A 14,726-nucleotide genomic window follows, 5' to 3' on the forward strand; every position below is an offset into this window, starting at 1 on the left:
CCGCCGATGCCCGAGCAGATCAACACCGCGGATTTCCTGTACGAGGTGGGCGTCCTGAAACGCACCGCGCGTACCGGATGGGCTCTGGCCCGCATCGCGAACCGGGAGTCGGTCGCCGACCATGTGTTCCGCACCGCGGTGATCGCCATGACGCTGGCCGTGACGGCCGGCGCCGACCCGGACCGGACCGCCGCCCTCGCCCTGCTGCACGACCTGCCGGAAACCCGGCTCGGCGACATGCACCACCGGACCCGCCGCTACCTGGACGAGCCGAAACCGTTCCGCCGGGTGATCGACGACCAGACCGCCGGGCTGCCCGCGCCGGTCCGTGACCTGATCCGCGCGCGTGCCGCCCAGTGGCTCGACCAGGACACCGAGGAGGCCCGCCTGGCCCGCGACGCCGACGTCCTGGATTCGCTGCTGCACGTGCGCGAGAGCCTCGCCGACCGGCCGGAGCTGTGCCGGCGCTGGGAGGACTACCTGGCGGCGTCGGTCACCACCGACGCCGGCCGGAGCCTGCTGGCCGAGATCCGCGCCACCGGCCCGGACGACTGGTGGCCCCGGACCGTATCCGGCTGATCACCGCCTTATGGTCGTGGGATGCACATCCGGCCGATCCACCACGGCGACGCGGCCCGTCTCGCCGTCCTGCTCGACCAGCTCGGCTTCCCGTCGACCGAGCGGGAGGTACGCCAGCGCCTCGACTACTGGCTGGGTGACCGGGCCGGTGCCCTGCTCGGCGCGGACGACGACGGCAACCTGGTCGGCATGGCCGCCCTGCACATCACCCCGCTGCTGGAGGTGACCGGCAAGTTCGGGCGCCTGGCCGCGCTGGTCGTCGACGAGGCGGTCCGCGGCCGCGGTGTCGGCCGCATGCTGATCGGCGCCACCGAGCAGCGGGCCCGGTCGGCGGGCTGCCTGTTCGTCGAGGTCAACAGCAGCAACCACCGGCAGTCGGCGCACCTGTTCTACGAGAGCCTCGGTTTCACCGACAGCCGGGAGACCTCCCGCCGTTTCGTCCTGCCGCTGCAGGGAGCCTGAGCCGGGCCCCCCGGCCGCTACGGGGAGACCTCCCGCCGTTTCGTGCTGCCGCTCCAGGGCGCCTGAGCCCGGCCGCTACCGGGAGCCGGACCGGTCGGCGTCCGCGGTGTCCGCCGGGTGCACCGGTGGGCTGCACGGGTCGCAGAATGTCTTCACCGGGGTGTGCGCGCTCAGCCGGTCCGGGATCAGCAACCACGCCAGCACGCCACCGGCGGTCATCAACCCCGCACACACCAGCATCGCGGTCCGGTAGACCGGCGCCAGCGCCCCCGGATCGGTGAGGCTGCCCGACCCCAGCCCGGCGGCCAGCGGCAGGACCGCCACGGCGAGCAGGCCCGCCGCCCGGGCCACCGCGTTGTTCACCCCGGAGGCGATGCCCGCGTACGAGTCGTCGAGCGCGCCGAGCGCCGTGGCGGTCAGCGGCGCTACCAGCAGGCACAGCCCCAGCCCGAACAGGATCACCGGCGGCAGCACGTCGGCGGTGTAGGAGGCGCCCGCGCCGATCCGGGACAGCCAGGCCAGTGCCGCCGCACAGACCAGCGGCCCGGCCGTCATCGGGATCCGCGGCCCGATCCGCTGCCCGAGAGCACCCGCCCGCGCCGACAGCAGCAGCATCAGCACCGTGACCGGCAGCAGCGCGACCCCACTGGCCAGCGGCGAGAACCCGGCCACGACCTGAAGGTTGACCACCACCAGCAGGAACACGCCGCCGTTGGCCGCGTACACCAGGAAGGTCACCAGGTTGGCCCCGCGGAAGGCCCGGGACCGGAAGATCCGCAACGGCAGCATCGGATGGGCCGAGCGGCGCTCGACCAGCACGAACGTGACCATCCCGGCCACCCCGGCGGCCAGTGACGCCAGCACCACCGGATCGCCCGGCCCGTGCTCCGGCCAGGCGGTGAACCCGTAGGTCAGCCCGCCCAGCCCGGCCGCCCCGAGCAGCAGCCCGGCGACGTCGAACGTCCGGGCCGCCGACGGATTGCGGGACTCGGGTACGTGCCGCCAGGCCACCCACAGTACGACCGCCGCCACCGGCACGTTGATCAGGAAGATCAGCCGCCAGCTGCCGCTCTGCACCAGCCACCCGCCCAGGAACGGTCCGAGCGCACCGCCGATGCCGGCGAGCCCGGACCACGCCCCGATCGCCTTCGGCCGGTCCTCGCGGGTGAACGACGCCTCCAGGATCGCCAGCGCCCCCGGGGTCAGCAGGGCACCGCCGATGCCCTGGAGGATGCGCGCCGCGATCAGCAGCTCGACGGTCGGCGCCAGCCCGCACAGCAGCGACGCGACCGCGAACCAGGCGACACCGCCGAGGAACACGCGGCGGCGGCCGAACCGGTCGCTGAGCGAGCCGCCGAGCAGCACCAGCGAGGCCAGGCTGAGGGCGTAGCCGTTGACCGTCCACTGCAGGCCGGCACTGTCCGCCCCGAGTTCCCGCCCGATCTCCGACAGCGCGATGTTGACCACGGTCGCGTCGATGAAGGCGAGGCTGGAGCCCAGCACGGTGGCCAGCAGCACCCACCGCCCGGCCGCCGATCGGTATTCCAGCACGTGAATCCCCTCAGGTCGTTCGTCTTGCTCAGGTCGTTCGTTTCGGCTCAGGTCGTTCGTTTCGGCTCAGGTTGTTCGCTTCGCTCAGGTTGTTCGCTTCGCTCAGGTCGCTTCGCGCAGCCAGGTGCGGCACAGCCACCAGGCGTTCACGGCACCGAACGTGCCGGCCGGGTCGATGCCGGTCACCTCGGTGAACCGGCGCACCCGGTTGCGGACCGTGTTCGGGTGCACGAACAGTCGTCCACCGGCGACGGTGACGTCCCGGTCGCTCTCCAGCCAGGCCAGCACGGCGTGCGCGACCGGTTCGGCGTTCGGCCCGAGATTCGCCCACGCGTGCCGGTGCCGGTCGAGCAGCGCCGCCGCCAGGTCGGCCCGGGCGGTCAGCGCCGCCTGCCACGCCACGTCGGCGATGTGCACCACCCCGGTACGCCCGGTCGACTCGGCGGTGATCAGGGCGGCCAGGGCGAGCCGCCGCACCGGCGCCATCTCGTCCGGTGCGGCCGGGCCGGCCAGCCCGGCGGTCGCCGGCACCGACGGCGCCCGGGACAGCACCCCGACGAACAGGTCGTCGACGATCGTGCACACCACCGGCGGCTGCTCCCGCAACGCCCGCTCGTCGAACCCGGGCCGGGCCACCAGCACCCACAGGCCGTCGTCGGCCGGCAGACCCGCCTCGGCGACCGCCAGCGCCGCCGCCGAACCGCCCTGCAACAGCCGCCGCAGGATCGCCGCGTCCCGGCTGCCCGCCCGTGGATCGGCCGGCGTCTTCGTGGCCCGGTGCGCCGAGATCAGCCGGCCCCGGACCGCGTCGGCCCAGTCGTCGTACAGCTCCCGGGCGTCCAGCAGCCGCTCGGCGCTGACCCCCTCGGCCCGGCCCATCTCCCGCGCCCGCGCCCAGATCGCCCGCTCGGCGACGTGGATGGCGCCCAGCACCGCCTCGATCGGCACCCCCTGCCGGGCCCGGGTCACGCCCAGTTCCTCCACGAACGACAACTGGCCCCGGTCGGACCGCGCCGGTCGGCCAGGGCCCGGGTCGCCGCGGTGAGCAGCGCCCGGGTGTGCCCGGCGATGTCCGACGGCGGCAGGACCGCCACCTCCCGAACCGTCGCGCGCACCCCGGAGATCACCGACGGCAGCAGATCCTCGTCGCCCATCACGCGTTCGATCAGGTCGACCACGGCGGTCCAGTCGTCGCGACGATTCATGCCGCCATGCTGCCGTGCCGTTGTGGTGGCCCACAACCACAGCGCGAAACGGCGTGCCGTACGCCATGTTCAGGCCGGTTGCCGGGGCCTACGGTTTGGCCAGCGCTACAACGTCGGTGGGAGAGTTCCATGCGTGTCGCCGTGATCGGCGCCGGAGCGGCCGGACTCGCCACGCTCAAGGCCCTGCTCGACACCGGCTGCGAGGCCGTCGGCTACGAACAGCGCGACCGGCCCGGCGGCCTGTGGACCGACGCGTACGCCTCCCTGCACCTCAACACCAGCAGGGGCCGCCGGTGACACGACCTGCGATCACCGGCCGTCGTGCCTCGCGCGCCGTCCGGACACGCGGCCACGGGCGTAGCCCCCGCCGAACGGCCGCCCTCCGGTGCATGACAGCGGCCGCCGTAACGCCCGGCTGGCTGTCACCGCTGTCTCCCGGCTCCCGAAGCAGCGGTGGGGACCAGCCGGGAAGGCCTGGCTGGCTGTCACCGTTGTCTCCCGGCTCCCGAAGCAGCGGTGGGGACCAGCCGGGGAGGCCTGGCTGGCTGTCACCGTTGTCTCCCGGCTCCCGAAGCAGCGGTGGGGACCAGCCGGGGAGGCCTGGCTGGCTGTCACCGTTGTCTCCCGGCTCCCGAAGCAGCGGTGGGGACCAGCCGGGGAGGCCTGGCTGGCTGTCACCGTTGTCTCCCGGCTCCCGAAGCAGCGGTGGGGACCAGCCGGGGAGGTCTGGCTGGCTGTCACCGTTGTCTCCCGGCTCCCGAAGCAGCGGTGGGGACCAGCCGGGGAGGTCTGGCTGGTTGTCACCGTTGTTTCGGGGCTTCTGAGGCAGCGGTGGGGACCAGCCGGGGAGGTCTGGCTGGTTGTCACCGTTGTTTCGGGGCTTCTGAGGCAGCGGTGGGGGCCAGCCGGGGTTGCGGGGGGACGGTGCGGCTCTGACCGCGGAGGACGAGGGGGCGGGGTGGGCGGATAGCCTGGGCGGTGATGAAACGAGATCTTGAGGCCGCTCGGGAGCTTGCCGCCGGTCTGGCCGTTCGTGCCGGGCGGTTGCAGATCGAGCGCCGTGACACGCTGCGCATGGGTGCTCCCAAGGCGCACGCCAACGATGTCGTCTCCGACGTCGACATCGCCAGCGAGCGGCTGATCGTGGAGGCGATCCACGAGGCCTGGCCGGAGGACGCCACCCAGGCCGAGGAGGGGCACGGCCGGGCCGGCGGCAGCGGCTGGACCTGGATCATCGATCCGCTCGACGGCACCCGCAACTATGTGAGCCGGACCGGGCCGTGGTCGGTGTGCATCGCGCTCTACCAGGGCGACCGACCGCGGATGGCGGTCGTGCACGACCCGGCCGCCGGTGAGACGTTCAGCGCGATCGACACCGGCGGCGCCCTCCTCAACGGGGAGCCGCTCACCGGGTCGAGCGGTCCGCCCTTGGCCGAGGCGCTGATCGGCGTCAGTTTCCAGCCCAACCCGCAGACCAAGCAGCGGGCCGGCCGGGTGCTGCGCGAGTTGCTGCCGCTCTGCGGTGACATCCGGCGGATCCCGGCCGCGCTGAATCTGGTCTATCAGGCCGCCGGCCGGCTCGACGGCGGCCTGGCCCTGGACACCAAGCTCTGGGACATCGCCGCCGGTGCGCTCATCGCCCGGGAGGCGGGGGTGACCCTCGGCGGGCGCGGCCCCGACTTCTCCACCGAACTGACCATCGGTGCTGCTCCATCGCTGTGGCCGGAACTCGCCGCGAAGGTCCGCGCCGCCGATCTGTGAGCAGCGTTACCATCCGGGCGAGACCGGAAGAACCCCGGTGCGGGCCTCCTTGTCGCTGAGGTGGCTTCAACTCGCACCATGACCCCGCCCGTCGACGACCTCTCGCCCGGAGAGCTGCTCCCGGCCGGGCGGCGTTTCCGGATCGTTCTCGTGCTCGGTCTGCTGACCGCGCTCGGGCCGCTCACCATCGACATGTACCTTCCGTCGCTGCCGGCGATCACCACCGATCTGCAGACCAGCGCCGCCGCCGTGCAGCTCACGCTGACCGGCACGCTGGTCGGCCTGGCGTTCGGCCAGCTGCTGGTCGGCCCGTTGTCCGACGCGTTCGGGCGACGGTGGCCGCTGCTCGCCGGTATCGCGGTGCACATGCTCGCCTCGGTCTTCTGCGTGATCGCGCCCAACGTGGCCGTGCTCGGCGCGCTGCGGGTGTTGCAGGGTCTCGGTGCCGCGGCCGCCGCCGTCGTCGCCATGGCGATGGTGCGTGACCTGTTCACCGACAACGCCGCGGCCCGGCTGTTCTCCCGGCTGATGCTCGTCGTCGGTGTCGCGCCGATTCTCGCCCCGACCGTCGGCGGCCTGGTCCTGAACTGGACGTCGTGGCGCGGCGTGTTCGTGGTGCTGACCGTCGTCGCGGTCACGATCAGTGCGGTGTCCGCGCTGGTGCTGCCGGAGACCCTGCCGCCGGCGGCACGCCGCAGCGGGGGAGTGCGGGGTACCCTCCGCGACTACGGCCGGTTGCTCACCGACCGGGTGTATGTGGGCCTGATCCTGGTGGCGGGCCTGGCGATGGCGGCGCTGTTCGCCTATGTGAGCGGATCGTCCTACGTCTTCCAGGACGGGTACGGGATGAGCGAGCAGCAGTTCGCCCTGGTCTTCGCGGGCGGTGCGGTCGGTCTGATCGGTGCCACCCAGTTCAACGTCCGGCTGCTGCGCCGCTGGTCACCGCAGCAGATCATGAGTGCCGCACTGGTGGCCGGGCTGGTGTTCGGCCTGGCGTTCCTGATCCTGGCGAGCACCGGCGTCGGTGGTCTGATCGGCATCCTGATCCCGTTGTGGCTGGTGCTGGCCATGGTCGGCCTGGCCATGCCGAACGCCCCGGCTCTGGCGCTGTCCCGTCACGGCGAGGCCGCCGGTACCGCTGCCGCTCTGCTGGGCGCGGTCCAGTTCGGTGTCGGCGCCCTGGCCGCCCCGCTGGTCGGCGTGCTCGGCGTCGGCGAGGTGGCGATGGCCGTGGTCGTCTTCGGCGGCATGCTGTCGGCCACCCTGGTCTGTTTCCTGGTGGTCCAGCCGCACCGGCTGCCCGCCCACCAGCCGGCCCCCGCGGTCGCGGTCGCCCACTGACCACTGCCCGGCACCCGGCCTCTCGCCGGCGGGCGGGGCCCGCTGTCACGACGCGGCCGCTGCACGTGGGCCCGCTTCCGCCCCGCCCGGCCGGATGGCGTGACCGGGGTGCGGCACGGTCGCGGGCCGGTCCCGTGGACCGTGCCGGCCGTGCCCCGCCGATGCCGACGGCGGGACACGGCCGAATCGGTCACGGCTGGGAGAACTCCACGATCGTGCCGGTGTGCAGGGTGTTGTCGGTGAGCCGCGCCGCGTACACCTGAATGGCTCCCGGTGTCGGATCGAGGGATGCCGGAACCGGCCAGGAGGCGCCGGTCCAGGTCTGCTTCCATAGGCCCAGCCCGGCACGGAGCGTGACCAGGTCGAGCTGGGTGGTGGGCCAGCCCGCCGCGGCCAGCCCCCGGACCTGGCCGGTCGCCGGGATCTCGCCGCCGCCCGGTACCTCTGAGGCGCCGGCGGACCACCCGGAGTCGGTGCCGGTGCGGTGGTTCACGGCGCCCCAGGCGGTCACCGTGAAAAGGTGCAGGCTGCCGTTCGGCAGAGCGGCGGCGGCCACGTCGGCGACGGTGGCGTTCGTGTCGACCGTCGTGACCGCGGCGGTCCAGTCACCGGCCGCGGTGGCCACCCGGTCCCGGACACCGCCCGAACCGGCCAGCAGCAGATGCAGCCGTTTCGTCCCCGGATGGACGACCGCCGCGATGGAGGTCACGTCCGTACTGGAGTCGACCTTCTCGGAGGTGACGGGCCAGGCCTGGTTCAGCGGCCGGACCCGGTGCCAGACGCCACTGCCCGGGATGAGGGTGAAGGCGTGCAGGTCGCCGTCCGGGTCGGCGGCGATCGCCGCGTCGGTGATCTGCGTGCTGTGGTCGACCCTGGTGGCGGTGGTCTCCCACCCGCCGGTCGCGCTGCGGCTGCGGGACCACATTCCGCTACCCGGGATCAGGGTGAGCACGTGCTGCCTCCCGTCCGGTCCGGCGGTGGCGGCGATCTGCCCGGTCGCCGCGTTGCCGTCGATCCGGGTGGTGGTGCCGCCGACCGTGTCGAACGTCCGGCCACGCTGGGCGGTGTCCTCGACGCCGTAGTACGGGCTCGCCGTCCGGGCCTTGTAGAACTGCGCCCCCGCCCGGGTCACCGACTTCGCCGGGTTGACGAAGTCGACCGTCTCGGTGCACCACCCGTTGACGGTGCCGCAGGCCCCGGGCGTGGTGCGGTATCTGTCCGCCTGGGTCTGGATCAGCTGCCCGGACGGCTGCGAACTGATCGACTTCACCGCGCCCCGGTCGATTCCGGCGGCGGCGCGGGCCAGCTGCCTGGTGACCTTGTCGTACGTGTAGACGTACCGATTCGTGGTGATCCACAGCCTGTCCGGGTGGGTGTGGTCGGCGGCGACGTCGTGCACGTCGTCGCCGCCGGTGCCGGTGGCCAGGCTGATCACCTGGGTCCGGGCCGGGTCCTCGCGCAGGCCCGGAGCCGTCGCCGGCCCGGTCACCTAGAGCGCCTTGAGGACCTGGGACTCCGCGGCCGTCCCGTCGTTCGGTGAGCCGGCCACCCACAGCCGCCGGATTCCCGGATCCCAGAGCACCGCATGGGCCGTCTCCAGCGGGAACGTCGCCGTCGCGCCGGTGGAGGTCGAGTACACGCGGACGTAGTCGCCACCGGTGCCCGCTGCGGTGCCGGTGGCGGCGATCGCGACGTTGCCGTCCGGCAGCAGTTCGATCGAATGCAGGTTGTCGGCGGCGGGCACCTTGACCGCCCACACCCGCTCGCCGGCCGGATAGGTCGCCACCGTCGCGAGCCCGGCGCCGTCCGCCACGACGAGCCGCTGGAGCCCGGACGTGGTGGTGCGGACCCGGAAGTCGTTGCCGCCGTTGAACCCGCCGGTCTCGGCCGGCGACGTGTAGCCCAGGGCCGTGGTCGGCGCCCACGTCCAGGAGTCCCACGCCGATGTCGCCGGGTTCAGCCGATAGATCTTGTTGGTGGCCTGGTCGCCGACCAGGATGGAGTGGTCCGCAGTGGCCGCTGTCGCCGCGGACGGCGCCACCGCGACCAGTGAAATGCCGCATACCAGCGCCGCCGCGACGGCGGCGCCGGAACCCCGATTGATCATCCGCGGATGATATAGACGCCGGTCGGAACATCACCGCCGGAGCAGCCGGCGCGGGATATGCAGCAGACTCACGGGGAGTTCCCGACGCCGTCCACCGCCGGGGACAGCCGGCCGCACGGCGGCGTGCCACCGCGGCATCGGAGCCGACAGCAAGGGAGCCCGGCCATGTTCTTCCCTCTCGGAGTACGCGACTTTCTCGACCGCGCGGAGCTGGTGTACGGCGACCGGATCGCGGTGATCGACGAACTGGACCAGCCGGCCGCCTCGTGGGGGTCGCTGACGTACCGCGAGATGGCCCGTCGTGCCCGGGCCCAGGCGGCCGGCCTGGACGCGCTCGGGGTGCCGGCCGGTGGCCGGGTCGCGATCGTGTCGCACAACTCGGCGCGGCTGCTCACCTCGTTCTTCGGGGTGTCCGCCTGGGGCCGGGTGCTGGTCCCGGTCAACTTCCGGCTCGCCCCGGCCGAGGTCGGCTACATCGTCGAGCACTCCGGGGCGGACGTCGTCCTGCTCGACCCGGAACTGGACGCACTGCGCGACACCGTCACGGCCCGGCACGTGTTCACGCTGGGCGCCGACGACGACGTGGTCTTCGGCAGCACCGCCGAGCCGCGGGCCTGGGCCGGCGACGAGTCGGCGACCGCGACGCTGAACTACACCTCCGGCACCACCGCGCGGCCCAAGGGCGTGCAGCTCACCCACCGCAACCTGTGGCTCAACGCGACCGTGTTCGGCCTGCACACCACCGTGACCGACGACGACGTGCTGCTGCACACGCTGCCGATGTTCCACGCCAACGGCTGGGGCATGCCCTACATCGTGACCGGTCTCGGCGGCCGGCACATCGTGCTGCGCAAGGTCGACGGCACGGAGATCCTGCGCCGCATCGCCGAGCACGGGGTGACCCTGATGTGCGCGGCACCGGCGGTCGTCAACGCCGCCCTGGACGCGGCGGCGACCTGGGACGGCGAGGTCCCCGGCCGTGACCGGGTCCGCATCGTGGTCGCCGGGGCGCCGCCGCCGACCCGCACCATCGAACGCGTCCGCGCCGAACTGGGCTGGGAGTTCCTCCAGATCTACGGCCTGACCGAGACCGCTCCACTGCTGACGGTCAACCGGATGCGCGCCGAATGGGCCGGCCACGACCCGCACGAGCAGGCCCGTCTGCTGGGCCGGGCGGGGACGCCGGCGCTCGGCGTGCGCCTGGGCCTGGCCGCCGACGGTGAGGTCCTCGCCCGGTCGAACCACAACCTCGACGGGTACTGGAACAACCCGGAGGAGACCGCCCGCGTGCAGGAGGGCGGCTGGTTCCACACCGGGGACGGCGGCACGCTCGACGACGGCTATCTGACGATCGCCGACCGCAAGAAGGACGTCATCATCAGCGGCGGGGAGAACGTCTCGTCGATCGAGGTCGAGGACGCCCTCAGCAGTCATCCGGCGGTCCGCGAGGCCGCGGTGATCGGCATCCCGGACGACACCTGGGGCGAGCTGGTCACCGCCCTGGTGGTGACCGACGGCAGCCCGGTCACTCCGGAGGACCTGATCGAGCACTGCCGCCGGCATCTGGCCGGGTACAAGTGCCCGAAGCAGGTGCGGTTCCTGGACGCGCTACCGCGTACCGCCACCGGCAAGGTCCAGAAGTACCGGCTCCGCGAACCGTTCTGGCAGGGCCGCGACCGCAAGGTCAACTGACCCGGGCCGGTCGCCGTATCGGAGGTAGTCTCCGTTTGGTCTGCACCCGCATACGGGGGCCGGCTTGGAGGCCCCACCGGCGTCCCGGCGGCGTCCCCGACGGCGGGTGTAGGCGGTGGTCTCCGGTTCGATGCGCCAGCGCTGTGCCAGGGTGCGCCGCGCGCTCGAGGCCGCCGAACGGGTCCACGTCGCCGACCGCGTCTTCTGACGAGCCGGCGCGGGCGGCCGGGAAACGGTCATCTCTGCGGAGGCAGACGCTCGACCAGGACGGTGTTCACTCGGGCGGCGAGCCGGATGTCGTACCTGGACCGGGTGGAACGCCATCCGGTGTCCTGGAGTGTCGTGCCGGCCGGGACGTCACGCCGGGTCGTGCCGGCGACGGTGGCCAGGCCGGCGCCCTTCGCCACGCGTACCCGGACCGGAGCGCCCGCCGCGGTGCGCACCGTCAGGTCACCGGCCGGCCCGGTGATCGTCAGCGGAACCGGCCCGGCCGGCTTCGGTAGCTGCAGCACGCCGCGGGAGACCGCGGACGCCACCTCGACGGCCGCGAGACCGCCGGCCCGCGCGTCCAGGTCCAGTTCGGTCGTCGCGCCGGTGAGCCGCACCGTCCACGCCACCCTGGCGTTGAGCACCACCTCGGCGCCGGTGGTGACGACCGCACCCGGGGCCAGCGCGAGCACCGAACCGCCGCCGGCCTCGGTCACCTGAGGCGGGACGTTCGGGTCGAAGCCGGTGATGGTGAACAGCGAACCGCCCAGCTGCGCCGTCCGGATGCGCAACGTGGTCGCCGTGCCGGTGATCTCCAGACGTCGCTGTCCGGCCGTACCGAGTGGGGCGGTCAGCGGCACCGGTGACGCCGCGGACGGCTGCGGGCCGCCCTGGACGGTCGCCGCCGACCGTGGTGCGTTCGTCCGGGACGCCTCGGTCTGGCCCAGCACGACACCGATGGTCAGGGACACCAGCATCGCGGTGAACGCCCACAGCCGCCAGGGCCGGCGGACCTGCTGCTCATAGATGAGCACCACCCGTCCTGTGCTGTCCGGCCGGGTGCCGGCCGGGGTGGTGACGACGGGCAGCGCATCGGTCGGCTCGTCGGCGAACGTCGGTGGCCGGGCCGTGGGGGAGCCGCCCCGCAGCCGGGCCAGGGTCGCCCTGCCGATCAGCCGGGATCCGCCCGGCGAGGCGCCGGACCGCCGCCCTGCGACCGGTTGCCCGCGGCCGGGCGCGGGCGTCGCCGGCGGGCCGTCCTGGTCGCCGGCGGCAGGTGACAGGAAGCGCAGTACGACGTTCGGTCGCCGTCGATCCGGGGGCGGCCCGCCCCACTGGTCAGCCATCGCGCCTCCCCCCGCCGGGATACGTACCTCGGCGCTACAAAGTACGGATGACGGGCTCGTACCGGATCGATGAAGATCGAGTCATTCGGTGTGCGGTACCGGTTCAAGCTTCGCGGATCAACGACAGTTGCGCGACGTGAGCCGGGCCGGGCGGTATGACAGATCGAAAGGAGATGATGGACATGACAGGAACACTGAGCCCGTGGCCGCAGATCAGCCAGGGCGCCAAGGAACATCCGGTACCCACCTTGCAATACCTGCTGCGGGCGCGCGGCCGGACGGTGACGGTCGACGGCATCTTCGGGCCGCGGACCGACGTCGCGGTGCGTGCCTTCCAGCATGACGAGGGCCTCGCGGTCGACGGCATCGTCGGGCCCGCCACCTGGGGTGCGCTGATCATCCAGGTCGAGCAGGGCGACGAGGGCGACGCCGTACGCGGCGTGCAGGAGGAGTTCCAGTTCCGCAACCTCTCCGGCGACCCGTCGCAGGGCCTGGCGGTCGACGGCATCTTCGGGCCGGAGACCGATGCGGCGGTACGCGGTTTCCAGTCCGCGATCCACGCCGACGTCCCGTCGATGGCCGTCGACGGCGTCGTCGGCCCGATGACGTGGCAGGCGCTCGTCAGCGGGATGCTGTCGTTCTGACGTAGCCGACGCCGGAGGCGGATCAGCCGCCGGTTGCGGCGTGGCGCAGCCGGGGGCGGGCCGGCGTCCCCAGCACCCGTGCCGCCACCCAGGCCAGGCCGTCGGCCGTGGCGGCGGGGGTGTCCGACGGCTGCATCACGTGGCTCAGCACCGTCCGGACCAGCAGGTCGATCGCCGCCGCGATCTGGTCGGCGGTCAGGTCCGGGCCGTAGCCGACGACCCGCTCGGTGAGCATCGTCTTGGCCTGGACCAGCAGCTGGGCGGCCCGTGTCGTCAGCATCGGCAGCAGCTCCATGTCGGCGCCGTGTGTCGCCGACGCGATCGCCCGGAGCAGGAGGTTGTCGTCGGCCAGTTCCAGGACCGCGCGGACCGCGTCGTAGACCGCCTCCACCAGATCGTCCGGGTGGCGGTCGAAGGCCGCGCCGACCGCCGACAGGAACCGCTCCAGCTCGTGCGACACCATCGCGTCGGCCAGGACCGTCTTGGAGCCCAGCTCGTTGTAGACGGTCTGCCGGCTGACGCCCACCAGCTCCGCCAGCCGGGCCATCGTGACCGCCGACCAGCCGGACCGCGCGGTCAGCCCGATCGCCGCCTCGATGATCAGCCGTCGGTGCCGGCCGCCTTCCGGCGGTGGGGGTGCCGCGCTCATGGACCAGAGTCTAGGACTGCGCGACGAAGTCGACCTTGTCGCGTACGCCGCAGTCCGGGCAGCACCACGAGTCGGGTATCGCCGACCAGGGCGTGCCGGCCGGGAAACCCTCCCGTACGTCGCCGCGCCGCTCGTCGTAGACGTAGCCGCAGCCGGGGCACATGCCGCCCGCGGTCGCGTCGCCACGGCTGTCGGTGACGTGCCGTTGCGGTGCGGTGGCTACCGTGCCGTACCGGGCGAGCAGGCGGTCGCGTCGGCCGGGCTGGATGTTCGCCCGGGTCGGGTCGCCGTCGAAGTGGGCGATCACCCGGGGGTCCATCACCCGGCGCCACACCGGCGGGATCAGGGCGAGCAGGATCATCCCGGCGTACCCGGTCGGTAGCACCGGCGAGCGCTCGAAGTCGCGGAGTGCCTGGTACCGGCGGGTCGGGTTGGCGTGATGGTCGCTGTGCCGTTGCAAGTGGTAGAGCAGCACGTTCGTGGCGATGTTGTTGGAGTTCCAGCTGTGGCTGGGATCGACGCGCTCGTACCGGCGCCGTCCGGGTGCGCCGACCCGCTGCCGGAGCATGCCGTAGTGCTCCATGTAGTTGACGATCTCGAGCAGCGAGAAACCGACGACGGCCTGCACGATCAGGTACGGCAGGACACCCGCGCCCAGCCAGGCGATCATCGCCGCCCACAGCACCGCCGACATCAGCCACGCGTTGAGGACGTCGTTGCCGATCCGGAACGGGTGCCGGTCGCGCCGGGCGTAGCGCGGCGTTCCAGGCGCCACGCCGATCGCACGGAGCCGAAGACCGTGCGGGGCCAGAACCGGTAGAAGCTCTCACCGAGCCGGCTGCTCGCCGGGTCCTCCGGCGTCGCGACCCGGACGTGGTGGCCGCGGTTGTGCTCGATGTAGAAGTGCCCGTAGAAGCTCTGTGCCAGCGCGATCTTGGACAGCCAGCGTTCGTGGCTCTCCTTCTTGTGCCCCAGCTCGTGTGCGGTGTTGATGCCGATCCCGCCGATGCAGCCGATCGAGATCGCCAGGCCGAGCCGGTCGACGGTGGACAGCGGGCCGTGGGCGATGAGCCAGAACGCGGCGGCGAAGCCGAGGTATTGCACGGGCAGGTAGGCGAAGGTGATCCAGCGGTAGTACCGGTCGTTCTCGAGCCGCGCGATCATGTCGTCCGGCGGGTTGCTGCGGTCCAGGCCGGTGCACAGGTCGATCAGCGGCACGATCACGAGGATCACGATCGGCCCGATCCAGAACCACACGCCCCACCCGGTGGCCTCGTGCAGGCCGATCGCCAGGAACGCCAGCGACGGTACGACCAGGCCGATCAGCCACAGGTACCGCTTGCGATCGCGCCACTGCCCGGTTGCCTCGGTCATCGCCCCTCCCGGCTGTCGATGTACGAC

At 72.6% G+C, this 14,726-nt stretch carries 15 protein-coding genes and 1 pseudogene; 7 read left to right on the plus strand and 9 right to left on the minus strand.

The window, feature by feature from the left end:
* The first annotated feature begins 6 nt into the window (after positions 1-6).
* Positions 7-579, plus strand: a complete 573-nt coding sequence (locus BC793_RS24960; protein ID WP_109596268.1) for an HD domain-containing protein — start codon at positions 7-9, stop codon at positions 577-579.
* 21 nt (positions 580-600) lie between these two features.
* A complete protein-coding gene (locus tag BC793_RS24965) occupies positions 601-1,041 on the plus strand; it encodes a GNAT family N-acetyltransferase (protein WP_109596270.1) in 441 nt (146 codons plus the stop codon).
* A 75-nt stretch (positions 1,042-1,116) separates the two neighbouring features.
* Here the strand turns inward: BC793_RS24965 and BC793_RS24970 are convergent, their stop codons facing one another.
* The 3 genes from BC793_RS24970 to BC793_RS50695 all read right to left on the minus strand — a co-directional run bounded on the left by BC793_RS24970 (position 1,117) and on the right by BC793_RS50695 (position 3,797).
* Entirely contained in the window at positions 1,117-2,592 is a 1,476-nt protein-coding gene (locus tag BC793_RS24970) for an MFS transporter (RefSeq protein WP_239170328.1), read from the minus strand.
* A 102-nt stretch (positions 2,593-2,694) separates the two neighbouring features.
* The gene (locus tag BC793_RS24975) at positions 2,695-3,576 is read right to left on the minus strand and encodes a helix-turn-helix domain-containing protein (protein WP_211340647.1); all 882 of its coding nucleotides are present in this window, start codon (positions 3,574-3,576) and stop codon (positions 2,695-2,697) included.
* On the minus strand, positions 3,558-3,797 hold the full coding sequence (locus BC793_RS50695; RefSeq protein ID WP_203896374.1) for a hypothetical protein: 240 nt from the start codon (positions 3,795-3,797) through the stop codon (positions 3,558-3,560). Before BC793_RS50695 ends, BC793_RS24975 begins: the two co-directional genes overlap by 19 nt.
* Positions 3,798-3,926: 129 nt before the next feature.
* On the opposite strand from BC793_RS50695, the gene BC793_RS24980 reads away from it, so the two are divergent.
* The 3 genes from BC793_RS24980 to BC793_RS24990 all read left to right on the plus strand — a co-directional run bounded on the left by BC793_RS24980 (position 3,927) and on the right by BC793_RS24990 (position 6,899).
* Positions 3,927-4,094, plus strand: a complete 168-nt coding sequence (locus BC793_RS24980) for an NAD(P)-binding protein (protein WP_203896373.1) — start codon at positions 3,927-3,929, stop codon at positions 4,092-4,094.
* 684 nt (positions 4,095-4,778) lie between these two features.
* The gene (locus tag BC793_RS24985; protein WP_109596274.1) at positions 4,779-5,558 is read left to right on the plus strand and encodes an inositol monophosphatase family protein; all 780 of its coding nucleotides are present in this window, start codon (positions 4,779-4,781) and stop codon (positions 5,556-5,558) included.
* Positions 5,559-5,636: 78 nt separating this feature from the next.
* Positions 5,637-6,899 (plus strand): multidrug effflux MFS transporter, encoded by a 1,263-nt coding sequence (locus tag BC793_RS24990; RefSeq protein ID WP_109596276.1) that lies wholly within the window; start codon positions 5,637-5,639, stop codon positions 6,897-6,899.
* 190 nt (positions 6,900-7,089) lie between these two features.
* Here the strand turns inward: BC793_RS24990 and BC793_RS24995 are convergent, their stop codons facing one another.
* Both BC793_RS24995 and BC793_RS25000 read right to left on the minus strand, forming a co-directional pair.
* Positions 7,090-8,388 (minus strand): PLL family lectin, encoded by a 1,299-nt coding sequence (locus BC793_RS24995; RefSeq protein WP_109596278.1) that lies wholly within the window; start codon positions 8,386-8,388, stop codon positions 7,090-7,092.
* On the minus strand, positions 8,389-9,006 hold the full coding sequence (locus tag BC793_RS25000; protein WP_109596280.1) for a hypothetical protein: 618 nt from the start codon (positions 9,004-9,006) through the stop codon (positions 8,389-8,391).
* A gap of 165 nt (positions 9,007-9,171) precedes the next feature.
* On the opposite strand from BC793_RS25000, the gene BC793_RS25005 reads away from it, so the two are divergent.
* Complete coding sequence (locus BC793_RS25005) at positions 9,172-10,698, plus strand: AMP-binding protein (protein WP_109596282.1); 1,527 nt, start codon at positions 9,172-9,174, stop codon at positions 10,696-10,698.
* A gap of 236 nt (positions 10,699-10,934) precedes the next feature.
* Here the strand turns inward: BC793_RS25005 and BC793_RS25010 are convergent, their stop codons facing one another.
* Positions 10,935-12,032, minus strand: coding sequence for a hypothetical protein (locus BC793_RS25010; protein WP_109596284.1), 1,098 nt, complete (start codon positions 12,030-12,032; stop codon positions 10,935-10,937).
* Between the two features lie 182 nt (positions 12,033-12,214).
* Here BC793_RS25010 and BC793_RS25015 point away from each other — a divergent pair, with 182 nt between their 5' ends.
* Positions 12,215-12,676 carry a peptidoglycan-binding domain-containing protein gene (locus BC793_RS25015; protein WP_109596449.1) on the plus strand — a complete coding sequence of 154 codons (462 nt, stop codon included), beginning with the start codon at positions 12,215-12,217 and terminating at the stop codon, positions 12,674-12,676.
* Between the two features lie 22 nt (positions 12,677-12,698).
* Here BC793_RS25015 and BC793_RS25020 read toward each other — a convergent pair whose 3' ends face one another.
* The 3 genes and pseudogenes from BC793_RS25020 to BC793_RS25025 form a co-directional block, all read right to left on the minus strand.
* Positions 12,699-13,325, minus strand: coding sequence for a TetR/AcrR family transcriptional regulator (locus BC793_RS25020; RefSeq protein ID WP_109596286.1), 627 nt, complete (start codon positions 13,323-13,325; stop codon positions 12,699-12,701).
* Positions 13,326-13,335: 10 nt separating this feature from the next.
* Entirely contained in the window at positions 13,336-13,686 is a 351-nt protein-coding gene (locus BC793_RS52855; RefSeq protein ID WP_428839529.1) for a rubredoxin, read from the minus strand.
* Positions 13,687-13,752: 66 nt separating this feature from the next.
* Positions 13,753-14,699: pseudogene (locus tag BC793_RS25025) on the minus strand (alkane 1-monooxygenase); the annotation flags it as partial.
* Positions 14,700-14,726 lie beyond the last annotated feature (27 nt).

It is taken from the genome of Actinoplanes xinjiangensis (assembly GCF_003148685.1).
Taxonomy (GTDB): Bacteria; Actinomycetota; Actinomycetes; order Mycobacteriales; family Micromonosporaceae; genus Actinoplanes; species Actinoplanes xinjiangensis.

What these genes read in the sequence shown, in the direction of transcription:
- BC793_RS24990 (WP_109596276.1), top strand. Translation starts at nt 5,637, where the DNA reads ATGACCCCGCCCGTCGACGACCTCTCGCCCGGAGAGCTGCTCCCGGCC.
- BC793_RS24980 (WP_203896373.1), top strand. Translation starts at nt 3,927, where the DNA reads ATGCGTGTCGCCGTGATCGGCGCCGGAGCGGCCGGACTCGCCACGCTC.
- BC793_RS24985 (WP_109596274.1), top strand. Translation starts at nt 4,779, where the DNA reads ATGAAACGAGATCTTGAGGCCGCTCGGGAGCTTGCCGCCGGTCTGGCC.
- BC793_RS25010 (WP_109596284.1), bottom strand. Translation starts at nt 12,032, where the DNA reads ATGGCTGACCAGTGGGGCGGGCCGCCCCCGGATCGACGGCGACCGAAC.
- BC793_RS25000 (WP_109596280.1), bottom strand. Translation starts at nt 9,006, where the DNA reads ATGATCAATCGGGGTTCCGGCGCCGCCGTCGCGGCGGCGCTGGTATGC.
- BC793_RS25015 (WP_109596449.1), top strand. Translation starts at nt 12,215, where the DNA reads ATGACAGGAACACTGAGCCCGTGGCCGCAGATCAGCCAGGGCGCCAAG.
- BC793_RS24960 (WP_109596268.1), top strand. Translation starts at nt 7, where the DNA reads ATGCCCGAGCAGATCAACACCGCGGATTTCCTGTACGAGGTGGGCGTC.
- BC793_RS52855 (WP_428839529.1), bottom strand. Translation starts at nt 13,686, where the DNA reads ATGATCCTGCTCGCCCTGATCCCGCCGGTGTGGCGCCGGGTGATGGAC.
- BC793_RS50695 (WP_203896374.1), bottom strand. Translation starts at nt 3,797, where the DNA reads ATGAATCGTCGCGACGACTGGACCGCCGTGGTCGACCTGATCGAACGC.
- BC793_RS25005 (WP_109596282.1), top strand. Translation starts at nt 9,172, where the DNA reads ATGTTCTTCCCTCTCGGAGTACGCGACTTTCTCGACCGCGCGGAGCTG.
- BC793_RS25020 (WP_109596286.1), bottom strand. Translation starts at nt 13,325, where the DNA reads ATGAGCGCGGCACCCCCACCGCCGGAAGGCGGCCGGCACCGACGGCTG.
- BC793_RS24965 (WP_109596270.1), top strand. Translation starts at nt 601, where the DNA reads ATGCACATCCGGCCGATCCACCACGGCGACGCGGCCCGTCTCGCCGTC.